Annotated in this window: 15 protein-coding genes and 1 pseudogene; 6 read left to right on the top strand and 10 right to left on the bottom strand. The window is 70.5% G+C overall.

The genetic code is table 11. From position 1 onward, the window contains the following. From B1L11_RS33710 to B1L11_RS33700, 4 genes and pseudogenes are all read right to left on the bottom strand, one after another. Positions 1-247 (bottom strand): ABC transporter permease (locus tag B1L11_RS33710; RefSeq protein WP_179155448.1); only part of this gene is annotated, 247 nt, incomplete at its 3' end. Positions 248-419: 172 nt separating this feature from the next. After that, positions 420-632 carry an ATP-binding cassette domain-containing protein gene (locus B1L11_RS52600; RefSeq protein ID WP_256863118.1) on the bottom strand — a complete coding sequence of 71 codons (213 nt, stop codon included), beginning with the start codon at positions 630-632 and terminating at the stop codon, positions 420-422. Beyond that, positions 616-1,011: pseudogene (locus tag B1L11_RS52595) on the bottom strand (ABC transporter ATP-binding protein); the annotation flags it as partial. The pseudogene B1L11_RS52595 and the gene B1L11_RS52600, both read right to left, overlap by 17 nt. After that, positions 1,008-2,174, bottom strand: coding sequence for an efflux RND transporter periplasmic adaptor subunit (locus tag B1L11_RS33700; RefSeq protein ID WP_079319387.1), 1,167 nt, complete (start codon positions 2,172-2,174; stop codon positions 1,008-1,010). The pseudogene B1L11_RS52595 and the gene B1L11_RS33700, both read right to left, overlap by 4 nt. A gap of 379 nt (positions 2,175-2,553) precedes the next feature. On the opposite strand from B1L11_RS33700, the gene B1L11_RS33695 reads away from it, so the two are divergent. Continuing rightward, a complete protein-coding gene (locus B1L11_RS33695; RefSeq protein WP_079319382.1) occupies positions 2,554-4,218 on the top strand; it encodes an efflux RND transporter periplasmic adaptor subunit in 1,665 nt (554 codons plus the stop codon). Positions 4,219-4,316: 98 nt separating this feature from the next. After that, positions 4,317-4,601, top strand: coding sequence for a hypothetical protein (locus tag B1L11_RS33690; protein ID WP_143737739.1), 285 nt, complete (start codon positions 4,317-4,319; stop codon positions 4,599-4,601). A gap of 428 nt (positions 4,602-5,029) precedes the next feature. On the opposite strand, the gene B1L11_RS33685 is transcribed toward B1L11_RS33690, so the two are convergent. The 5 genes from B1L11_RS33685 to lhgO all read right to left on the bottom strand — a co-directional run bounded on the left by B1L11_RS33685 (position 5,030) and on the right by lhgO (position 9,247). Then, the gene (locus B1L11_RS33685) at positions 5,030-5,329 is read right to left on the bottom strand and encodes a helix-turn-helix domain-containing protein (protein ID WP_079319380.1); all 300 of its coding nucleotides are present in this window, start codon (positions 5,327-5,329) and stop codon (positions 5,030-5,032) included. A gap of 162 nt (positions 5,330-5,491) precedes the next feature. Next, on the bottom strand, positions 5,492-5,863 hold the full coding sequence (locus B1L11_RS33680) for a hypothetical protein (protein ID WP_079319379.1): 372 nt from the start codon (positions 5,861-5,863) through the stop codon (positions 5,492-5,494). A gap of 60 nt (positions 5,864-5,923) precedes the next feature. Next, positions 5,924-7,318 carry a cell wall metabolism sensor histidine kinase WalK gene (locus B1L11_RS33675; RefSeq protein ID WP_306291738.1) on the bottom strand — a complete coding sequence of 465 codons (1,395 nt, stop codon included), beginning with the start codon at positions 7,316-7,318 and terminating at the stop codon, positions 5,924-5,926. A gap of 3 nt (positions 7,319-7,321) precedes the next feature. Then, on the bottom strand, positions 7,322-8,044 hold the full coding sequence (locus B1L11_RS33670; RefSeq protein ID WP_079319378.1) for a response regulator transcription factor: 723 nt from the start codon (positions 8,042-8,044) through the stop codon (positions 7,322-7,324). 18 nt (positions 8,045-8,062) lie between these two features. Then, positions 8,063-9,247 (bottom strand): L-2-hydroxyglutarate oxidase, encoded by a 1,185-nt coding sequence (gene lhgO, locus B1L11_RS33665; protein ID WP_079319377.1) that lies wholly within the window; start codon positions 9,245-9,247, stop codon positions 8,063-8,065. A gap of 88 nt (positions 9,248-9,335) precedes the next feature. Between lhgO and B1L11_RS33660 the strand changes: the two genes are divergently transcribed. The 4 genes from B1L11_RS33660 to B1L11_RS33645 all read left to right on the top strand — a co-directional run bounded on the left by B1L11_RS33660 (position 9,336) and on the right by B1L11_RS33645 (position 12,856). Then, positions 9,336-9,698 (top strand): hypothetical protein, encoded by a 363-nt coding sequence (locus B1L11_RS33660; RefSeq protein WP_079319376.1) that lies wholly within the window; start codon positions 9,336-9,338, stop codon positions 9,696-9,698. 63 nt (positions 9,699-9,761) lie between these two features. Next, complete coding sequence (locus tag B1L11_RS33655; RefSeq protein ID WP_079319375.1) at positions 9,762-10,196, top strand: CBS domain-containing protein; 435 nt, start codon at positions 9,762-9,764, stop codon at positions 10,194-10,196. Positions 10,197-10,570: 374 nt separating this feature from the next. Next, the gene (locus tag B1L11_RS33650) at positions 10,571-11,530 is read left to right on the top strand and encodes a UPF0158 family protein (protein WP_179155447.1); all 960 of its coding nucleotides are present in this window, start codon (positions 10,571-10,573) and stop codon (positions 11,528-11,530) included. A gap of 3 nt (positions 11,531-11,533) precedes the next feature. Further along, on the top strand, positions 11,534-12,856 hold the full coding sequence (locus B1L11_RS33645; protein ID WP_143737738.1) for a hypothetical protein: 1,323 nt from the start codon (positions 11,534-11,536) through the stop codon (positions 12,854-12,856). A 411-nt stretch (positions 12,857-13,267) separates the two neighbouring features. On the opposite strand, the gene B1L11_RS33635 is transcribed toward B1L11_RS33645, so the two are convergent. Beyond that, positions 13,268-14,542, bottom strand: coding sequence for a hypothetical protein (locus B1L11_RS33635; protein ID WP_256863117.1), 1,275 nt, complete (start codon positions 14,540-14,542; stop codon positions 13,268-13,270). Between the last annotated feature and the right edge of the window lie 28 nt (positions 14,543-14,570).

Genomic DNA, 14,570 nt, shown 5'->3' with positions numbered 1-14,570 from the left:
CCAACCGCGGGCGACCCGCCGCCCGGGCCGCCCCCCGCCCGCCCGAGGTGGACGGCGTGACCGTCAGCGAATTGGCGCCGAGCCGCTGGATGTTCTGCTGGATCTGCTGCGATGACCCCTCGCCGACCGCGACCAGCAGGATCACCGCGGCGACGCCGATCAGGATGCCGAGCATGGTGAGCGCGCTGCGCATCTTGTTGGCGGCCAGGCCGCGCAGCGCGAAACGCAGGACCTCCGCGGCGTTCACGAGGCCACCTCCGCGAGCCGCGGGGGCAGCCCGTCGACCGGCGTGGTGCGCACGTCCTCCACGATCTGGCCGTCCATGAGGCGGACGACCCGTTTGGCATGCGCGGCGACCTCCTCCTCGTGCGTGATGACGACCAGGGTCCGGCCGCTCGCGCTGAGACGGTCGAAGATGTTCATGACGTCCTCGCTGGACTTGCTGTCGAGAGCGCCCGTGGGCTCGTCGCCAGCAGCAGGGTCGGCGCGGTGACGAGCGCGCGGGCCACCGCCACCCGCTGCTGCTGGCCGCCGGACAGCTCGTTGGGCTGATGGTGGACGCGCTCGGCGAGCCCGACCGGTCGAGCGCGGCCAGCGCCCTGCGGCGCGCTCCGCGGCCTTGACCCCGCCATATGCCAGGGGAAGCTCGACGTTGGCGAGCGCGCTCATCCGGGGGATGAGGTTGAACGATTGGAAGACGAAGCCGAGTTTGCGGTTGCGGACGACGGCCAGCCGCCGCTCGTCGAGCCCGCCGACGTCGGTGCCGTCGAGGTGGTAGGTCCCCCCGGACGGGACGTCGAGGCAGCCGATGATGTTCATCAGCGTGGACTTGCCGGAGCCGGAGGCACCCATGATCGCCACGTAGTCGCCGCGCTCCACCCTGAGCGACACGCCGCGCAGCGCGCGCACCGCGGTCTCGCCCTCGCCGTACACCTTGGTGACGTGGCCCAGATCGAGCACAGGGGGGTCGAGCACAGGGCGGTCGAGCACCGGCGGCGGGCCGGCCCTCATCGGTTGCCTCCGCCGCCACCGCCACCGCCGCCGCCGAAGCCGCGGCCGAACCCGCCTCCGCCGCCGGGGAACTGGATGCCGCCGCCTCCGCCGGTCGTCGATGCCTGGGGCCGCACCACCTGGTCGCCTTCCTGGAGTCCCGACTTGATCTCGGTGGTGGTGTCGCCCTTCAGGCCGACCTCCACCCGCTTCACGACCTGCTTGCCGTTCTCCAGCACGGTCACCGTGGTCTGGCCGCCCGCCGTGGTGACCGCGGAGGACGCCACCGTGAGCACATCGTCCGCCGTGCCCACGGTCACCTGGACCGTGGCCGTCTGGCCGAGCCGTACGGTGGAGGGCACGTCGGTCAGCGAGATCGTCACGGCGTACTGGACGACGTTGTTGTTCGTCTGCGGCTGCGGGTCGACCACCGTCACCTTGCCGGCGGCGGTGACCCCGGCGAGGGCGTCGAACGACACCGTCGCCGCCTGACCGACCTTGATCCTGCTGACGTCGGCCTCGGTGAAGTTCCCCACGATCCGCAGGCGGGCGGGGTCGGCGATCTCGATGAAGCCGCCGGACCCGCTGGATCCGCTCGACCCCGCGGAACCGCTCTGCGACTGCCCCTGGCCGCCCTGCGAGGACCCGCCGGATCCACCGGACCCGCCGGACGCGCCCGAGGAGCCGCCCACGGCTCCGTTGACCGCCGTGACGACCCCGGCGAAGGGCGCCTTGATCACCGTGCCCGCCAGCGTCCGCTTGGCCGACCGGTAGGCGTTCCTCGCACTGATGTACTGCGAGTAGCCCGACGCCGTCGAGGTGTCCGCCTCCTCGGCGGCGTCCAGGCTCGCCCGGGCCGCCTCAAGGCTCTCCCGGGCGGCCGTGTCGTCGATGCGCGCGAGCACCTGTCCCTTCCTGACCTTGTCGCCGCTCTCGACCAGTACGGACTCGACGGTGCCGTTCGCAGCGAAATCGAGGGCGCGCGTCCTGGCGCTCTCGACGGAACCGGAGGCCGATACCGAGGCGAGCACGGTCCCGCGGGTCACCCGGGTCGTCAGCGGCGCGGCGCCGTCTCCTGAGGAGTCGCCTCCCACGGACGCCCAGGCCGCCGCGATCCCGCCGAGCAGCAGTACCACCAGGACACCGTTGATGATCAGCGTCCTGCGCTTCGTCGACAGCTTCACGACGTCGAACCATGGCAAACCCCGCTTCGGGCAACCTAGGTCGATGCTGAGGGTTTGCTGACAGTCCGCATCAAGGTGCGCATCCACAGACAACTCTCAGGTACGGCCAAGCCACCGGTCACGTGGCGTCAGCAGGATGTCCGCCATGAGATTTAGCGAGAGACTGCCGGATTCATCCGGCAGGGGATTCGCTTCCCTGATGCCGTCTTCGCGTGCCCAGAGGGCATCGGGCAGGGCTTGGCCGTCGCCTACTCCGGCTACCTCAGCCGGGGAAAGCGAGAAGCCGTCCTCTTCAGGGGACGGAGGAGTCACGAGATCGAGCACTCCACTTCGGGCTGGAGGGCTCGCGCTGGCGGGGATCGTCATCGCGAGCGTCGCCGTGATCTCCGCCGGTGGCGGCGACACCTCCGCGGCCGACCGGATGGCGCTCGCCTCGGTCAGGCGGGGCACGGTCACGTCATACGTCTCCGCCGCCGGCAACACGGTCGACACCGGCGTGCGCGATCTCGCGTTCGGAGCGGAGGGCACCGTCGAGAAGGTCTTCGTCAAGGTGGGCCAGAAGGTCCGCCGCGGCAAGGTCCTCGCCCGGATCGACGACACCATCGCCAAGGAGAACTACGAGGCCGCCAAGGCCGCCCTCGCCGCCGCTCAGGAGACCCTCGACGACGTCGAGAACGGCACGGCCACCACGAGCGGAGCCGCCGCGCCGAGTGCGGGTGGCTCTGGCGTCCGCACGTCCGGCGGCGGAACCGGCTCGGGAGCCGGGGCAGGAAGCGCAGGCGGTTCCAGCGCGGGAAGCCCGGGCGGTTCCGGGAGCGGCGGCGCGGTCTCGTGCCCGACCCCCTCCGTCCGGCCTTCCGGGCAGGCGTCCACGCGCCCCTCCTCGCAGCCCTCGTCACGGCCTTCCGCGACCACCCGGCCGTCGAGCCGCCCCGCCGCCGCGGCGAACAACGGCGCGAGCGCGGCGAGCATCACGCTCGTGGCGTACCGGGGCGGTGACCACGGCGGCGCCAAGCCCGAACCGAGTCCGGCGCCCACGGCCACGCCTCGCCCGCATCCCCACCCGAAACCGTCCAGGACGCACCGTCCGGCCCCCACGGACGGCGGCGCGACCGCGCCGAATCCCGAGGTGAGCGTCTCGATCCTGCCCACGGCGCCGGCACAGCAGCCGTCCACGAAGCCGAGCCCCTCCCCCAGCGGCTCCTCCTCCGCCTGCGCACCCGGCCAGGGCGGCCAGAACTCGCAGGGGCAGGGCTCGCAGGGACGGAGCGGACAAGGGCAGGGCGGCGGCGCGCAGGGACGTGCGGGCTTCGGCGGCGGCCAGGCAGGACAGGGAGGCCAGGCAGGACAGAGCGGCCAGGGTGGTCAAGGCGGCCAGGGGGGCGGCGCCCGGCTCACCGAGGCACAGGCCGAGGCGCAGGTCAGCCAGGCGACGACCGAACTGGCCGAGGCCAAGGAGGCGCTCGCCGGTGTGAGGATCAAGGCTCCGGCGGACGGCACGATCCTCTCCGTCGCGGGGACCACCGGCTCCCGTTACACCTCGGGGACCTTCATCACCCTCGGCGACCTCGACGACCTGCAGGTGCAGGCGCTGTTCACCGAGTCGGACATCCGCTTCCTGAAAGTCGGTCAGGCCGCCACCGTGACGCTGCCCACGCAACCGGGGCAGGAGTACCCCGGAACGGTCGCCCACATCGACCCGACCGCGACCACCAGCAACCGCCTGGTCCGTTACGGCGTGACGATCGTCCTGAACAGCCGCCCCGCCCGCCTGCTGCTGGGACAGAGCGCCACCGTACGGGTGACGACCGGCGAGGCTGCCGACGCGCTCTACGTGCCCTCACGGGCCGTACGCGCTCAGGGTGACGGCACGGCCGTGGTCACGGTGGCCGACGGCGGGACGCAGTCGCGCCGTACGGTCAAGGTCGGCGTACGCGGCGACAGCTACGTGGAGATCACGGGCGGCCTCTCCGAAGGCGACCAGGTCGTCCTGCCCGCCGCTTCCACCGCCTTCCCCGACGAAGGCTTCCCCACCGCCCGCTGACCTCAGGCTCACGGCCCCCCGTTTGCCGGCGACACGCCTGTGGACGAGGACGGCCGTTCGTCCGGCGCAGGAGAGAATCGCATGAACGGAATGTTGTAGTGGACAGCCCACCCGGCGGAGCGGAGTCGCCCGAAGCGGTGCGCGTGAACCTGGTTCGTGGATGGCAGCACGCTCTGGTGGACAGGCTGCGGCCCGAGCAGGTCCGCGATCTGCATGCGGTCGTGCTCCGGCTGGTCAAGGCCAACGAGAGCACAGACAGGTCAGATGCGGAGCAAGAGGGCCGGCGGCGGCTGTCGTTCATCGGAGCGATGAGGTCGGGAGTCGGCGATCTGGCGGAACGCCATGAAGAGGTGCTTCGCGAGGGGTTGAATCGTCCGATGTGACGATCCTTCTCGATACGGGCCCCCCGGTCGCGGCGCTCGACGCCGACGACAAGGACCACCCGCGGTGCGCCGATCTTCTACAGACCGCCCCGGGGCCGCTGTTGGTTCCCGTGACAGTGGTCGTGGAAGTGTGCCGGCTCGTAGAGAAGGATCGGGGTGCCTTGGCAGAGGCCGCTTTCCTGACTTCGATCGAAAGCGGTGAGCTGGAGCCCGTGAGTTCGCCGCACGCCGGTCAGTTGGGGACCTCTGGGGCGAGGGGGAGGGTGACGCGGAAGCGGCGCCGACTCCGGGTGCCGACTCCACGCCGACCTTGCCACCGTGGGCCCGGACGAGGGACTCCACGAGGCCCGAGCCCGCTGCCGCCGGACGGCCGCGTACGGGAGGAATCGGCGCGGTAGAAGCGCTCGGAGCCTCCAGCGAGTGCCTGGTCACGCCGCGGGAGCCCGGGGTGTCAGGCGGACCTCGACTTCCGCGTCCAGAGCGCTCGCCAGGCGCTCGATGACCGGCAGGGTGGGCACCGTCCCTCCGGCCTCGAACCGCGCCACCGCTGACTGGGTCATGCCGGCGAAACGAGCCAGATCACTCTGGCTCCAGCCACGCGTCTCCCGCATCGCCCGGACCGTCTTTCCCAGTTCGAAAGCGAGACGTGCGGCCTCGTAGGCTTCAACCGCGCCGGGCTCACTCATCCGGCGATCCCGGAGCTCCCGCCAGCTCTCCTGCTCGCTCATACCGCTTCTTCTTCCTCATCCACGGTGTGCGCCGCCTCGATACATAACATCGATGCTATTGACCTTGAGGACGTTGCGCATTGCCATCGCCACTTTCCGTGACGATCCGATCTGGCTGCCTCCGTTTCGGCCCCGGCAGCGGACGATCGGGGCCGGGAGCGGTCACCAGCGAGGGGAGGGGACCTGATAGACGGGCGGGCCACCCAGCATTTCCGTGAGATCGTCCTCGGTGACGTCGAGGTCGAAGGCACGGCCCGCCTGCCAGGGGTCCCAGCCGCGTTTCAGGGCCATGCGGATGACCGCCGCCACGAGCGCCGGTCGTACGGCCATCGTCCGCTCTCCCACCCAGGCGTCCGGCCGGGAGAAGGGAAGCGACACCAGGAGCACCCGGCCGGGCCCTTCCGCCGGCTCGACCGGAAAGGTCAGCGTCCCCTCACCGATCGCCTGGCCGTAGGTGGGCTTGTGGCGGATCCGCCACCGGTAGGCGACGCCGTCAACTGTGATGAGCCGTGAGCCCTTCCTGGAAATCGCCACAGATACCTCCCGCCCCTAAACCTCCACTCTTGGGGACGCGTGCGTCAACGGAAATAGCGCTCAGGTGCGGGCTTCGGGGGCGAGGGGGAGGGTGACGCGGAAGGCGGCGCCGGCGCCGGGGGCCGTCTCCACACCGACCTTGCCACCGTGGGCCCGGACGAGGGACTCCACGATCGCGAGCCCCAGGCCGCTGCCGCCGGACGGCCGCGTACGGGAGGGGTCGGCGCGGTAGAAGCGCTCGAAGACCCGGGCGGCCTGCTCGGGAGTGAGGCCTGGCCCCTTGTCGGCCACCTCGATGAACGCCGTGCCGTCCAGGCTGCCGACGCGTACGGTGACCGGGGTTCCCTTGGGCGTGTGGGTCGTGGCGTTGCTCATCAGGTTGCCCACGACCTGCCTCAGCCGCACCTCGTCGCCCGAGACGATCAACGCCGCGTCCCCCTCGACCACCAGCGAGACGTCGCGGTCGGGGCAGAGGGTCCTGGCATCGTGGACCGCGTCGGCCGCCAGGGCCAGCAGGTCCACGGGCTGCATGCGCAGCGGGCGCTGCTGGTCGAGCCGGGCGAGCAGCAGGAGGTCGTCCACCAGCAGGCCCATGCGGGCGGCCTCGCTCTCGATGCGCGACATCAGCCGGGTGGTGTCGGCGTCCGGCACCTGACGGTGGAACTCGGCGAACCCCCTGATCGAGGTAAGCGGCGTGCGCAGTTCGTGCGAGGCGTCGGCCACGAAGCGGCGCATGCGCGCCTCCGACTCCCTGGCCGCGGCCTCGGAGGCGGCCCGGGCCTGGAACGCCGCCTCGATCTGGGTGAGCATGCCGTTCAGCGCACGGGCGAGCCGCCCGACCTCGGTGCGCGGGTCGCGATCGGGGATCCGGCTGCCGAGGTGCCCCCGGGCGATGGCCTCGGCGGTCGCCTCGATCTCCGCCAGGGGCCGCAGGCTGCGCCGTACGATCACGACGCCGACGACGGCGAGCAGGACCATCAGGGCGCCGCCGACCAGCGCCTCGATGAGGGCGAGCCGTGTGGTGATCTGCCCGACCGAGGCCATGTCCATCGCGACGACGACCGTGCCGAAGCCCTCGACGGGCACCACCCGGGCCCGCCACAGGCCGTCGCCCGACACCGCCGGCACCGTCACCGGGTTCTGGGAGGTCACGGTGCCGGGGCCAGGAAGGCTCTCCACACCCATGCCCGCCTGGGCGAGCAGCGTCCTGCCCCCGGTGTCGCGGATCTCCACCCGGCCCTCGGGCGGCACCCTGAGCCGTACGAACGCCCCCGGACCCCGGTCGAGGCGTTTCTCGGTCTCGTGCGCCAGCATGCCGACCTGCATGTCCACCCGGCTGACCAGGTAGTCGCGCAGCACCGAGACGCTGCCCACGCCGATGACCGCGAGGGCGACCGCCACCAGCGCGAGCATGGCCGCGCTGAGCCGGATCCGCAGCGGCGTGCGCCCCGACACCGCTCAGGCGCCGCTGGGAGGTGTCCGCATGACGTAGCCGACGCCGCGCAGCGTGTGGATGAGCCGGGGGTGATGCCGGGAATGGGCGTTGTCGAGCTTGCGGCGCAGCACCGACACGTACGACTCGACGATGCCGGCGTCGCCGCGGAAGTCGTAGTCCCACACGTGGTCGAGGATCTGGGCCTTCGACAGCACCCGGCCTGCGTTGCACATGAAGTAACGCAGCAGCTTGAACTCCGTCGGCGACAGGGGCACGGCCCGGCCGCCGCGCCAGACCTCGTGGGACTCCTCGTCCAGTTCGATGTCGGCGAAGGTCAGCCGCGGCGGGGCGATCATCGGGTCTCCGGCGGTGCGGCGCAGCACGGCCCGGATCCGGGCGATGACCTCCTCGAGGCTGAAGGGCTTGGTCACGTAGTCGTCGCCGCCGAGCGTCAGGCCCTGGATCTTGTCCTCGGTGGCGTCCCGTGCGGTGAGGAAGACCACAGGGGTGTGGGTTCCGCCGCCGCGCAGCCTGCGCACGATGTCGAACCCGTCCATGTCCGGCAGCATGACGTCGAGCACGATCAGGTCCGGCCGGTGCCGCTGGGCCGCGGCGACCGCCTCGCCGCCGTTGGATGCGGTGTGGACCTCGAATCCGGCGTACCGGAGGCTGGCCGCGAGCAGTTCGAGGATGTTCGGCTCGTCCTCGACGATCAGCAACCGGGCTTCGGGAGATTCAGCGACCATGGCGGCAGCACTCTAGACCTAGGAGGTTAAGGGAACCGTTAAAGCGATGTGCCGCGCGATCGCCAGGCTGCTCGTCGCCGCGGGCGAGGGCGCGTTTCGCACCAGCACGATCCGCCCGCGCACGTCGATGACGAAGTCGTCGAGCAGCCTGCCGTCCCGGGCCACGGCCTGGGCCCGCACGCCGCCTCCGGCGCGTACGAGGTCGGCCGGAGCCAGTTCGGGCACGTATCGCCGGGCGGCGGCCACGAAGGCCCGCTTGGCCAGCGAGCCGTACACCTCGCGCAGGCCGGTGCGCCAGTGCTCGGCCGCCATACGCCGGGCGCCCGGCCAGGCGACGATCCGCCGCAGGTCGCGCAGCGACGCCGACCGCCAGGAGTAGCCCTCCAGGGCGAGCGCAGGCACGGCGTTGGGCCCGACCAGGACCTCCCCGTCGATCCTGCGGGTCAGGTGGACGCCGAGGAAGGGGTAGCGGGGGTCCGGGACGGGATAGATGAGACCTTTCACCAGGCCGCGCGCCGGGCTCGCGAGCCGGTAGTACTCACCCCGGAACGGGACGATCCGCACGTCGCCGCCCGCTCTCGCCAGGTCCGCCACCTCGTCGGTGCCGAGGCCGGCACAGGAGACCAGCCGGTCGAAGGTGAGCCTCTCCGGCCCGGCGGCCACCGCCACGCCGTCGGTGGTCTGCCTGATCGCGCGTACGGGACGCGAGAGCCGTACGGACCCGCCGGCCTCGGCCACGTCCGCGGCGAGGCGGCGCGCGACCGCGGAGAAGTCGGTGATCGCGGTGTGCGGCGAGTGGACGGCGGCGACCCCGACCGCGTGCGGTTCCACCTCCCGCAGGCCGATCGCGTCGAGCTCGGCGATGCCGGGCACGCCGTTCTCCCTGGCCCGCTCGGCGATCCGGCGCAGCCCCGGCAGTTCGGCCCGGGTGGAGGCCACGACGAGCTTGCCCGCCTCGTCGTACGGCAGGCCGTGCTCGGCGCAGTACTCGCGTAGCATGGCGGCGCCCTCCCGGCAGAGGGTCGCCTTCAGCGAGCCGGGCTGGTAGTAGATCCCGGCGTGCACGACCCCGCTGTTGTGCCCGGTCTGGTGGGCGGCGATCCTGGGCTCCTTCTCCAGCACGGTCACCTCGGCGCCCGCCCGCGCCATCTGCCGGGCCACGGCCAGACCGAGGATCCCGGCGCCGACGATCCCGATCCTCATGTCCGTGCGGTTGTCGACAGCATGTCCGACATTGTCGCAGCCGGAGCCGCTCCACGGTGATCGAACCTGTGTTCGGTACGATGGCGGCGTGTACGTGCCACCCGGCTGGCCACCGGAGGTGCGCCCTCCTGGCAGCCCCGACTGGGAGGTCTCGGCCGTGTCGTGGCTGCTCGACGCCGTGCCCCCGGACTACCGCGCGTACGGCGTACTGCGCCGCCATCCGCTCGCGCTCGCCCGGATGGCCCGCCAGCAGGTGGCGGCCTCGATCCAGGCGGCCAGGGAGGGATACCGGGGAGCGGCGGTGGACCTGAAGGAGCACCTTCCCCCGCACGCGATCGAGGCGGTCCTGGACGCCTACCGCCAGGAGGGTCCCCGGCTCGTACGGCTGGCCGAGTCGATCGCGCTCGTGGAACGCGCCCTGCGCGGCGAGCACTTCCTACCCCGGCTGTGACCGCGCTCTTATTTCCGGACATACGGGGCATAACAGCTTAAAAGAGGGAATCGGGGGTTAGCCATGACCACAGAGGGAGTAAGCAAGACCGCAGGCCAGGTCATGCACGAGGGCGCGGAATGCATCGGCGAGCACGAGAGCCTGCGCAGGGCTGCGGAGATGATGCGGGACATGAGCGTCGGCGCCCTTCCCATCTGCGGGGACGACGACCGGCTCAAGGGCATCATCACCGATCGCGACATCGTGATCAAGTGTGTCGCCGAGGGCAAGGACCTCGACCAGACCACGGCGAGCGAACTGGCGCGCGGCCTGGTCTGGGTGGACGCCAACGCCAATGTCGAGGAAGCCCTGGCCAAGATGGAGGAGCACCAGATCAAGCGCATGCCGGTGATCGACAACCACCGGATCGTCGGGATGATCACCGAGGCCGACCTGGCCAAGGAGTTGCCCGACAGCAAGCTCGCGGAGTTCGTCCACCGCGTCTACGCGCGGGGCTGACTCTCGCGGCGATCTCCGGGCCGGGCGCCGTATCCGCGGCCCCGGCCCTTCCCATGTCTGGTAGCGCGCGGGTCCCGGCGCACAGCTTGACATCGTGATCCAGCAAACGCACACTGAGAGCAGCTGAGCTTCGGCTTGGCGCTCATAAATCATCACATGACATTGCCTCCGTCTCTCGACACTCTGAGGGGCGTACCCAAATGGGCGATGTCGACGGTGTCACGTGATCTGCGCGTAGGCATCGCGCGGATGCGACCGGGCTCGGCCAGGCGCTCCCCGGTGCATCGTCGACACTCGTTGCCGGGGCGGTGTGCACGCGCATGTCAGGAAGCCACTATGGCTTTCTGCTGCGCTGCCGCTCCAGGAGAGGTCACGTGAGCACCCATTTGGACTTCCGTTACGGTCAGCCCGTCACCCGGGGCATGCTCTTCGACGCCCTCGTCGAGGTCGTCACCGACCTGCATCGCGAGGGCCGGTCGACGCGCTCCGCCGGCATCAAGCCTCGTCTGACCCAGCAACTGGAACGGTGGGGCGTGAAGTTCGACGAGAACCTTTACGGCTTCGCCAGCTTCCGCGCGTTCCTTAACGCGGCCCATGAGGCCGGCCGTGTGGAATTGCGAGACGCCGCCTCGGGGCCCGATGTCGACGTCCTGCTTCCCGGACAGCCCCGGACCCAGCTCTCTTCATCCGCCTCGGTCCAGATCCGCAAGGACTTCTGGGAGACGTTCATGAACTGGACGCCCAGCCTGGAACGGGTCTACGACCGGGTTCAGGGGCTGGCGCTCTCAAGGCAGAGGGACCCGTACGCCCCTGAGAACCTCGCTTGGACGGACCGTGCGCGATACGTGCCCATCGAGCCGATCGACATGGCAACTCAGACGAAGTGGGCGACGACGTTCACCAACGGCCTTTCCCTCGGGCACGAGCGCGATCTCCTGGCCCAAGCACTCAGCGGAGACAGGCCGCTGCAGGAGTTCACCAGACGCATCAAGGCCCTTCCATCGAGTCTGCCCGCTTGGAACGCCTATCGCACCCAGCGTGTGCTCGACACCATCAACTCCTGGGCGACCGAGCACAACCTTGTCGTGGACCCCGTGGTGCGCCACAGCGACCACACCTCGAACCTCGCGCACCCTGCTCGGCAGAACAAACCGTCCCCGGAGGCCGTTCGCAATGGCGCGCCCCTGGCAGACTCGTCGACGATCGGGGGCGCAGATGTGGTGAGTGCCACCGTCGAGGCGCTGCGCGCACAGGCGCACGAGCTCGTCGACCGGATGACCCTCGAAGAGCTGCTCTCGCTGCCGCTCACGCTCGGCCTGCTTCACAGGCGGTAGGCGATGACGGCCGTTGCCGGCCCCAGGCATCGCCGGGGCCATGAGCCGACGTCCGCGCATCTCGGACTGGCCCGTCTTCTTGCCGAGAAGCCGGTGCCGGTGGAGGAGCTTCCCGAGGACGAAGCCGAGCGTAAACGCCTGTTCGGCACCTACCGCTCGAACAGATCTACCCCGAGGCCCACCCGCACCCTCATGGCGCGGGGTGCCGGCCACCCGTTCAAGGCGCTCCTCGACGACTGCGCGCGAAGGGGACGGCCCCCCGCCGTCGTCTTCACCATTTTGACCCGAGCTCAGCGCGTCATCCGATTATCCGAACCGGACGGGTCCGCCGCGTCCTGGTGGCTGCTGGCGCTGATGGAGGACGACACGGCCCGCAGGGTCGGCTGGTTGCGGCTGCGGGCCGAGACAGCAACGGCGCCCCCCGAAGACCTCATTCAGGAGTTCGACTCCTACCCCCTGCCCGAGGGGGAGGACGCCCTGCGGGACGCGCTGACCGTGATGGCCATGCAGACCCCGTGGCGGCCGAAGACGGAGGACCATGAGCGCGTCCTGCTCCTGCTGGGAAGTCAGGCGAACGGGGAGTTGGCCAGGCATATCCCTGAGCTGCGGGCCCGGGTCGCGATCGACGGTGTGGACCTGGTCGTGGAAGATGTCCCGGCCGACTCCTCAACGAACGTGTGGGAGAAAACTCTCCACCGGGCGCTCAAGCTCGGCGGTGCCGTGCTCACCGCGCTCACCCACGAGGAAACGAGCGGCTGGCGCATCGTGGAGGCGATACGGCGGCAGCACAAGGACCGGCGGATCATCAGGCTGTCCCCTCCCGAAGTCTGGAGCGTGCCGGTTCTCCTCGACCTACTCCGGCAGCATGGCGTGCTCCCCGGTCTGTCTGCCCGGACAGACAGGCGCTGGCCGGAAGCCGAGCCTGAGCTGCGGGCAGGCGCAGCCGAGGACCCGCGCCCTGCGCCGAGTCTCCAGCGCACAGTGCATGAGGCCTGGCTGGCCAAGACGGGCTCGGGGAGCAACGGGGATGTGCTGGTCCCGACCGCACACCGCTGTAACCACAGCTCCAGAGCCTGGACGAGAATCCGGCACGGGAACGCGCCCAAGAAATACAAGGGCCTCCAGCGGTACCTCATGCGCCTCGATCCCCCCGGCCTGATGATCAGGGCCAAGCTGTGCACTCACTCCGGCTGCGGTCTCGTTTGGCTGGAGTATGAGGTGAGCGTGCCCGCCGTGGACCCGGACCCGGACCCGGACGCGGCCAACATCGATGGCCGCCTTTCCATGCCTGCGCGTGCGCCTCCCTTCATGTCCCGATGGCCGTGATCCCTGGCTTGTGACGAGAAGAGAGGTCGACGCAGTTGCTGCAATGGATTTATGAGAACAGGGCTTGGCTGTTCGACGGAGCAGTCGTCGCCGTTCTCCTGGCGATCCTTGGGTGGCTTTCCCGACGGCGTAAACACAAGAACGGCGACGAGGTCGAAGCCGCGCTCCGACGTCTGAGCCTTCCGCCTCTGGCGGAGACGCCGCGCCCCGGGCAGCCGTGCGAGGGCGAGACGGGAACGGCAACCTTTGCCACGATCAGGGAGGTGTATCTGGTCAAGGCGAGATCCGCGTCGGGCGCGGACATGCTCGTGGAGACGGACAGCCGCTGTCACCATCCGCCTGGAGCATGGGTTCGGATCGGGCAGCAGGACGCCCCAAAGAACCACAAGGACGTCAGGTATCTGGCCAGGTTCAGCTCCTCCACGATAGTGATGAAGACGGAGGTGTGTACGCATCCCGGCTGCGGACTCTTCCGGCGCAGGTACGAGATGCCAGCACAGACGAAGTGAGCGATTGACAAACCCTGGGGCCGTAGCTTGCATGGCAAGCTAGGCCCCAACACTTTTGCCAAGCACAGGGCACGGCAGCCGCCCCCGCTGGGCGCCCCTGCACAGACACTGTAGTCAGCGGCCCGTGCGGTAGGCGATGAACGCGATGATCCCGATCGCCCCGAGAGCGGCCGTCACCCATAACACCGGCATCGGCACGGCGAGCAGGCCGTCGCCCGGCGGTCGCCCCGCTCGACGCCCTGACCGCGCGCGGCCGGGCGGAGGTCCGGACCGGACTGGGCGAGGGAGCCGGCCGGGCTGCGGCGGGCAGCGGCACCCGGTAGACCGGGCTGTCCTTCCCCTCGCTCCCGGTGAGCAGGGCCGCGCCGTCCCGCGTGTACGCGATCGACTCGGCCTGGTTGAGCGGCGGCATCGTGAGGTGCGCGATCAGCTTGCCGGGCGAGCGGTAGACGGACGCCGAGAAGTACGTACGGATGACGAAGCTCGACCCGTCGGGGGCGTACGCCGCGTCGGTGGCCATGAGGGGCGCGGGCCCCACCCGGCGCAGGACGTTCACCTTGTCGGTGCGCAGCTTCACGGGGGCGGCGTAGACGCTGCCGGAGAACTCCTTGCTGACGACGTACAACCGGCCCGTGCGGGGATCGACCATCACCCCCTCGGCGTTGCGGGGGCCGTCGGCGTACCGGAAGCGATACCTGACGGCCCGCAGCGTCGCGTCCTCCATCGTCCTGGGCTCGACGACCTTGTAGACGGACACGTCCGGCCAGCCGCGTCCCCCGCCGTCCGCGAGGTTGTCCCCGATGTCGGCGATCCACAGCACGCCGCGCCCGGTCGCGCGGTCGGTGGAGGCCGCGATGCCCTCCCAGTCCCTGGCCTCGGCGTTGCCGATCGTGAAGGTCGCCCGCGTACGGCCGTCCGGTCCGATCGCGTAGATCTGCGGTCCGTGGCCGCTGTCGTTGTGCGTGTAGACGATGTCCTTGTGGGTGGGCGAGACCGCGAGGCCGCTCGACTCGCCGATGCGCTCGTCCCGGATCCGGAACAGCGGCCGCTCCCCGTCGTCCGCCCGCGCCGCCGTCACAGTCGCCGTGACCGGGAGCACCGCGCCCGCGACCGCGAGGAGAGCCAGGACGGCCCGCGGAATCCTTCTCGTCCGCGTCCGCCCCGATGTGCTCCCCATGCGGCCATCATTCCCGATGCCCGCCCCG

Source organism: Microbispora sp. GKU 823 (assembly GCF_002027145.1).
In the GTDB taxonomy this organism is placed as follows: domain Bacteria; phylum Actinomycetota; class Actinomycetes; order Streptosporangiales; family Streptosporangiaceae; genus Microbispora; species Microbispora siamensis.
Note: the sequence above shows the minus strand (reverse complement) of the source record. Positions and strands in the feature narration are given on the sequence as shown.

Coding starts and splice junctions, on each gene's coding strand:
- B1L11_RS52600 (WP_256863118.1), bottom strand. CDS start 632: ATGGCGGGGTCAAGGCCGCGGAGCGCGCCGCAGGGCGCTGGCCGCGCT.
- B1L11_RS33685 (WP_079319380.1), bottom strand. CDS start 5,329: ATGAGCGAGCAGGAGAGCTGGCGGGAGCTCCGGGATCGCCGGATGAGT.
- B1L11_RS33670 (WP_079319378.1), bottom strand. CDS start 8,044: ATGGTCGCTGAATCTCCCGAAGCCCGGTTGCTGATCGTCGAGGACGAG.
- lhgO (WP_079319377.1), bottom strand. CDS start 9,247: ATGAGGATCGGGATCGTCGGCGCCGGGATCCTCGGTCTGGCCGTGGCC.
- B1L11_RS33655 (WP_079319375.1), top strand. CDS start 9,762: ATGACCACAGAGGGAGTAAGCAAGACCGCAGGCCAGGTCATGCACGAG.
- B1L11_RS33645 (WP_143737738.1), top strand. CDS start 11,534: ATGACGGCCGTTGCCGGCCCCAGGCATCGCCGGGGCCATGAGCCGACG.
- B1L11_RS33635 (WP_256863117.1), bottom strand. CDS start 14,542: ATGGGGAGCACATCGGGGCGGACGCGGACGAGAAGGATTCCGCGGGCC.